This window comes from Roseiarcus sp. (assembly GCF_052145395.1).
Lineage (GTDB): Bacteria > Pseudomonadota > Alphaproteobacteria > Rhizobiales > Beijerinckiaceae > Roseiarcus.
Genome location: NZ_JBKQOT010000030.1, coordinates 1 through 5,724, shown reverse-complemented (window position 1 = coordinate 5,724; position 5,724 = coordinate 1). Strand labels below are relative to the sequence as shown.

5 protein-coding genes are annotated in these 5,724 nt (G+C 64.6%); 4 read left to right on the top strand and 1 reads right to left on the bottom strand.

Annotated elements, in window-relative coordinates:
• The 3 genes from ACLP25_RS00980 to ACLP25_RS00970 form a co-directional block, all read left to right on the top strand.
• Positions 1-639 (top strand): bifunctional enoyl-CoA hydratase/phosphate acetyltransferase (locus tag ACLP25_RS00980; RefSeq protein WP_442467384.1); only part of this gene is annotated, 639 nt, incomplete at its 5' end.
• Positions 640-648: 9 nt separating this feature from the next.
• A complete protein-coding gene (gene fabI, locus ACLP25_RS00975) occupies positions 649-1,434 on the top strand; it encodes an enoyl-ACP reductase FabI (RefSeq protein ID WP_442467383.1) in 786 nt (261 codons plus the stop codon).
• Positions 1,435-1,441: 7 nt separating this feature from the next.
• Entirely contained in the window at positions 1,442-2,611 is a 1,170-nt protein-coding gene (locus tag ACLP25_RS00970) for an acetate/propionate family kinase (RefSeq protein ID WP_442467382.1), read from the top strand.
• A 317-nt stretch (positions 2,612-2,928) separates the two neighbouring features.
• Here ACLP25_RS00970 and ACLP25_RS00965 read toward each other — a convergent pair whose 3' ends face one another.
• On the bottom strand, positions 2,929-4,731 hold the full coding sequence (locus ACLP25_RS00965) for a glycoside hydrolase family 15 protein (protein WP_442467381.1): 1,803 nt from the start codon (positions 4,729-4,731) through the stop codon (positions 2,929-2,931).
• A 444-nt stretch (positions 4,732-5,175) separates the two neighbouring features.
• On the opposite strand from ACLP25_RS00965, the gene ACLP25_RS00960 reads away from it, so the two are divergent.
• Complete coding sequence (locus ACLP25_RS00960; RefSeq protein ID WP_442467380.1) at positions 5,176-5,490, top strand: hypothetical protein; 315 nt, start codon at positions 5,176-5,178, stop codon at positions 5,488-5,490.
• Positions 5,491-5,724 lie beyond the last annotated feature (234 nt).

Below are 5,724 nucleotides of genomic sequence, written 5' to 3'. Positions count from 1 at the left end.
AGTCTCCACACCGACGAGCTCATGGGCGCCGTCGTCGCACACGATGGCGGAATCCGGACCGAACGGCGCATCAGTCACTGTTTCATCATGGACGTGCCCACCCACCCCGACCCGCTCATCATCACCGACGCGGCCGTCAACATCGCCCCCGATCTCGAGGCCAAGATCGACATCGTCCAGAACGCGATCGACCTTGCGCATGCGATGGGCGCGCCCGGGGTGCGCGTCGCGATTCTGAGCGCCATGGAGACCGTGACGGCGAAGGTTCCCTCCACGATCGAAGCCGCGGCGCTTTGCAAGATGGCGGAACGGGGCCAGATCACTGGCGCGGTTCTCGATGGCCCGCTCGCTCTGGACAATGCGATCAGCCCCAAAGCGGCGGCGATCAAGAAGATCGTGTCGCCCGTCGCCGGGCGCGCGAACAGTCTCGTGGTTCCGGACCTCGAGGCTGGCAACATGCTCACAAAGAGCCTGTCGTTTCTGGCCGACGCGGACGCCGCCGGAATCGTGCTCGGGGTCCGCGTGCCGGTCATCCTGACGAGCCGGGCCGATTCGCTCGTGACGCGACTAGCGTCCTGTGCGGTCGCCGTGATGGCCGCCGCCGCCCGGCGTAAAGCCGCGGCGCCTTCCATTCATTGAGAGGCGACAATGATTGACGATGCGCACTCGGGCTTGCTACTGGCCGGGCGGAAGGCGGCGGTCTTCGGCATCGCTAACGAGCACTCCATCGCTTACGGCTGCGCCAAGGCGCTCCGTTCTGTCGGAGCCGACATCGCAGTCTCCTGGCTGAACGAGAAGGCGCGCCCCTTCGTTGAACCCCTCGCTCGAGAGCTCGAGACCGAGGTCGCCGGCGAAGTCGATGTTTCCGCTCCGGGCCAGCTGGAGGCGATGTTCGAGCAGATTCGCGCGCGCTGGGGCAGGCTGGACATCCTTGTCCATTCGATCGCCTTCGCGCCCAAGGCCGACCTTCAAGGCGGCCTGCTCAATTGCTCCGCCGAGGGCTTCGCGAAAGCGATGGACGTTTCGTGCCATTCCTTCCTCCGAATGGCGAAGCTCGCCGCGCCGTTGATGACGAATGGCGGCTCGATGTTCGCGATGAGTTACCTCGGCGCCGACCGAGTCGTTCCGAACTACAGTGTGATGGGACCGGTCAAGGCGGCGCTGGAGTCGACCTGCCGCTATCTCGCGTACGAACTTGGCCCGCAGAAAATCCGCGTCCACGCCATTTCTCCCGGACCCCTGAAGACGCGCGCCGCCTCCGGACTGAAGGACTTCGAGTTTCTCTTGAACGAGGCGGCGCACCGGGCGCCGCTCGGCGAACTCGTCGACATCATGGACGTGGGGTTCACCTGCGCCTTTCTCGCCACGCCCTTCGCCAGACGGGTCACCGGCGGGACCGTCTATGTCGACGGCGGCGTCAACCTGATCGCGTGAGGGCGCCATGGCCGATTGCATCTCCGTCATCAACGCCGGATCCTCCAGCATCAAGTTCGCGATCTACGAGGCCAAGCCCGAAGCGCCCGGCCTCTTTCGCGGCCAGATCGAAGGGATTGGCGTCGAGCCGCATCTGAGGGTTCTCGACGCGCATGGCGATGCGATCGAGGACCGTGCGCTTCCGAATGGCCTCGACCACGCCGGCGCAACAGAAGAAATCCTAAGCGTCGGGCGCGAATTGATCGCCGGCGCGAACATCATCGGCCTCGGGCATCGCGTCGTGCACGGCGGCGTGCGCTACGACGCCCCGGCGATTGTGGACGCCGGCGTGATCCACGCCCTCGAAAGGCTAACCCCGCTTGCGCCGCTGCACCAGCCGCACAATCTCGCGCCGATCCGGGCGATCATGGCGCTCGCGCCGCAGATTCCGCAGGTCGCGTGTTTCGACACGGCCTTTCATCGCACGCAGACGACGGTCGCGCAGGCCTTCGCCCTGCCTCGCAGCTATTTCGATGCGGGTGTCCGCCGTTATGGCTTCCACGGCCTGTCCTACGAGTACCTGGTCGCGCGTATGCGCGAGATCGCGCCCGAAGTGGCGGGCGGGCGCTTAGTCATCGCCCATCTCGGGAATGGCGCAAGCATGTGCGGCGTGAGCGGAGGAAGGAGCGTAGCGAGCACCATGGGGTTCACCGCGCTCGACGGCCTTGTCATGGGGACGCGCTGCGGCGCGATCGATCCCGGCGTCATCCTGTACATGCTCCAGGAACAGGGCCTGGACGCGACCGCGATCGAAACTGTCCTTTACCGCAAGTCGGGCTTGCTTGGCGCGTCGGGCATCTCGTCGGACATGCGAGCCTTGCGGGCCTCTGCAGCGCCCGCCGCGCTCGAGGCCATCGCGCTGTTCGTCTATCGCGTCGTCCGTGAGTTGGGCTCGCTGGTCGCAAGCCTTCGCGGAATCGACGCGCTCGTCTTCTCGGGAGGGATCGGCGAGCACGATGCGGCGACCCGCGCCGAGGTGGTGCAAGCCTGTTCGTGGACTGGCATGGTTCCCGACGATGAACGCAATGCAAGGAGCGAGCTTCGCATCAGCGCTGACGGCTCCCCGGTTTCGATCTGGGCGGTTCCGACGGACGAAGAGCGGATGATCGCCCGGCACACGGCTGCGCTGCTGCGGTGAGTTGCGACGACTCGCGTCAAGTCGAGTTGTCAATGATCATCGAAACGGAACCTGGGCTGAATGGAAAAGGGACATCTGTATTGAGTACGCGCCCATATCGGAGCGTTCGCCTCGAGAAACCATCTCCTTGCCCAAGGGGACGTTGACGGCTGCCGTTGCGGATCGCGACCGCGAGCCTCGTAAGTCGGCAAGTAGGAGGATGCCGCACAAAGAACAGTCCCTCCGGTCGGTACGACTTCTTCGTGCGACGGATCGCCGTCGGCCATCGTGGCGGGCAGAAACTATCGAGGCGGGAACTGTTACCCTCCTCTGCTCGCTCAGGTCGAGCGCGAGGCCGCCCGCTCTTCCGCCGGGCCGACCGCATGGCTCAAATTGAGCGCGCAATTGATGAGGCCGACATGGCTGTAGGCTTGGGGAAAATTGCCGAGCATACGGCCATTCGCGGGATCGAACTCCTCCGCAAGCAAGCCCACGTCGTTGCATCGACCGAGCAAGCGCTTGAAAAGCCTCTCGGCGTCGTCGTAGCGGCATTGCAAGACATAATTGTCCACCAGCCAAAAACTGCACGCCAGAAACGCCCCCTCGCCCGGCGGGAGGCCGTCGCTGGAGTCCTCGGTTTCGTACCGCAGAACGAATTCGTTCTCGACAAGCAACTTCTGCTCGATCGCGCGGAGCGTCCCCTGAACCCTCGGATCGTTCGCCGGCAGAAAGCCGACAAGTGGGATCAGGAGCAGGCTCGCGTCCAGCCGCTTCGAGTCGTAGCTCTGCACGAAGCTGTTGAGATCGCGGTCGAACCCGCGCTCACAGACCTCGGCGCGGATCTCCTCCGCCATTGCGCGCCAACGGTCCCCCGGCTCCTCGAAGGCCTTCACCCCAACCTCATTCGCAGCGCGGTCGAAAGAGACCCAGGCCATCACCTTGGAATGTACGAAGTGCCGCCGTCCGCCGCGCACCTCCCAAATCCCTTCATCGGGCTGCCGCCAGGCTTCCGCGAGATACTCGAGGATCAGCGGGCGTAAAGACTTGCCGCGCTCGGACGGCCCCATGCCCGCCTTGTACGTCTGAAACGCGGCGTCCGCGATCTCGCCGAAGACATCGATCTGCATCTGATCGCTGGCGGCGTTTCCGATCCGCACCGGCGAAGAATTTTCGTAGCCCTTGAGCCAGGGCAGGGTCAATTCCGGCAACCACCGCTCCCCTCCCACCCCGTACATGATCTGCACCTGGTGCGGGCTTCCCGCGACCGCCCGGAGAAACCAATCACGCCAGGCGCGCGCTTCATCGCGGTATCCGAGCTTCATCAAGGCCAGGATCGTGAACGTGGCGTCCCGCAGCCAGCAGTAGCGGTAGTCCCAGTTCCTGACCCCGCCGATCTCTTCGGGGAGGGAAGTGGTCGCGGCGGCGACAATTCCGCCTGTTGGCTCGTAAGTGAGAGCCTTCAGCGTAATGAGCGAGCGTTTCACGGTCTCGGTCCAGGGGCCGACTTCAGGGCACCGGCCGCTCCATTCCCGCCAGAAGGTCTCGGTGCGCTCCAGCGATTCGAACGGGTCGATCGCGCCCGGCGGTCCCCCGACCGACCCGCAGTAGGAAAGGACGAAGGCGACGGATTGGCCTTCGTCGACTGCAAATTCACCGACGGTCTTGAGGTCTTCGCCGCGGAGCGCGACCTGACTTCGCAAGATGAGGCGCTCGGGACCGGCGACGGCGCTGATCGCCCCGTCAAAGAGACGGCTGACCCATGGAACCGTCGCTCCATAATTGAACCGGGCGAGATACTCGGTGCGAAAGTCCACGCGTCCCGATCGGCCCATGACGATGCGCACCAGGTCGGCCCCATCCGCCGGAGGCATGAAATCGACAATCGCGGCCGATCCGCTCTCGGTTTGAAACTCGGTTTCGAGGACGAGCGTGCCCGGTCGATACCGGCGCTTCACGGCGATCGGAGCCTGGGTCGGAGCGATCAGCCACCGGCCGTTCTCCGGCTCGCCGAGCAGCGCGGCGAAGCACGCCGCCGAGTCGAAGCGGGGCCAGCACAGCCAGTCGATCGAGCCGTCGGAACCGACCAGAGCCGCCGACTTGCAGTCGCCGACGATGGCGTAATCTTCTATTCGCGAAGCCATGGATCCTCCGACGCAGCCCGACGTGAAACCGTGCCGAGGGCTGCGCGGTTCGAAGCGGATGGTGAGTGGATGGCCTTTTTATGACGGCGCCAGCAGAAGAGGGGCTCGAAACGTTACAGCCGCGCGCGCTTCTCTTGGGCCCGTCGCCAGGAGCTATTTCCGGCCAACATAACAAGACCGCAGCCAGCCATCATGCGAAAGGCGACGAATGGAACGGGCGCTGGGCGTCTGTCCGGCTGAGCCTTCGGGGCGCTCGGTGGCGCGCGCAATTCGGAGCGGGCAGCTTCGCTGAACTCCCTCAAGACGTCGCTCCATTTGGCGCCCTCCGGCTTCATCACGTCGCGCAGGTCGCTCAGCGACCTGTTCGGTTGGTGATAGGTCGCGACGATCACGCTCATCAACGTTTCGGCGCGCGTCACCGTCCGCGGCATTGACCAGACTCGCATGCGGCCGAGCATCGACTGCGGGGCTCCGAAGGACTTTTGGTCAAAGGGGTGGCCATCGCGCTCCTCGAAGACCTCGTTCTTCTACGCACAGAACGGGCGCAAGAACGACCGTGCGTTCAACCGACGGGTCGCCGAGCAAGTTGAACGGGATCGTAGAAAAGACCCGCGCGCGAAGCTCATCCTCGAAGCCTCCCTGACCAACGTCATCGCCGACCCGATCTGCGCTCATATGAACCAACGTATGGGCGCCGCGGTCGATCGTTTCGTTTTGGAACCTGCACGCACAATCGCGTCAGCTTCGCACAAAATCTAAATTCATAACCAAACCCGGACCGGGACCGCGGTCTGCAGGCGATCCGCGAGGCCAAAGCGTACCCACGCGACGGCTTCGGCACAGAGGAGTTCAACGTCATGCTGGCTCGTGGGTTGGAATTCGCCGCTACGATTGCGGCGAGGGTGGCGACGATGTCGGTCCCCCTGCTGCTTCGAGCGAGCTCCACGGCGCTGGTCATCTCGGTCGCGACCTACGCGACTGCGCAGCCCGCGC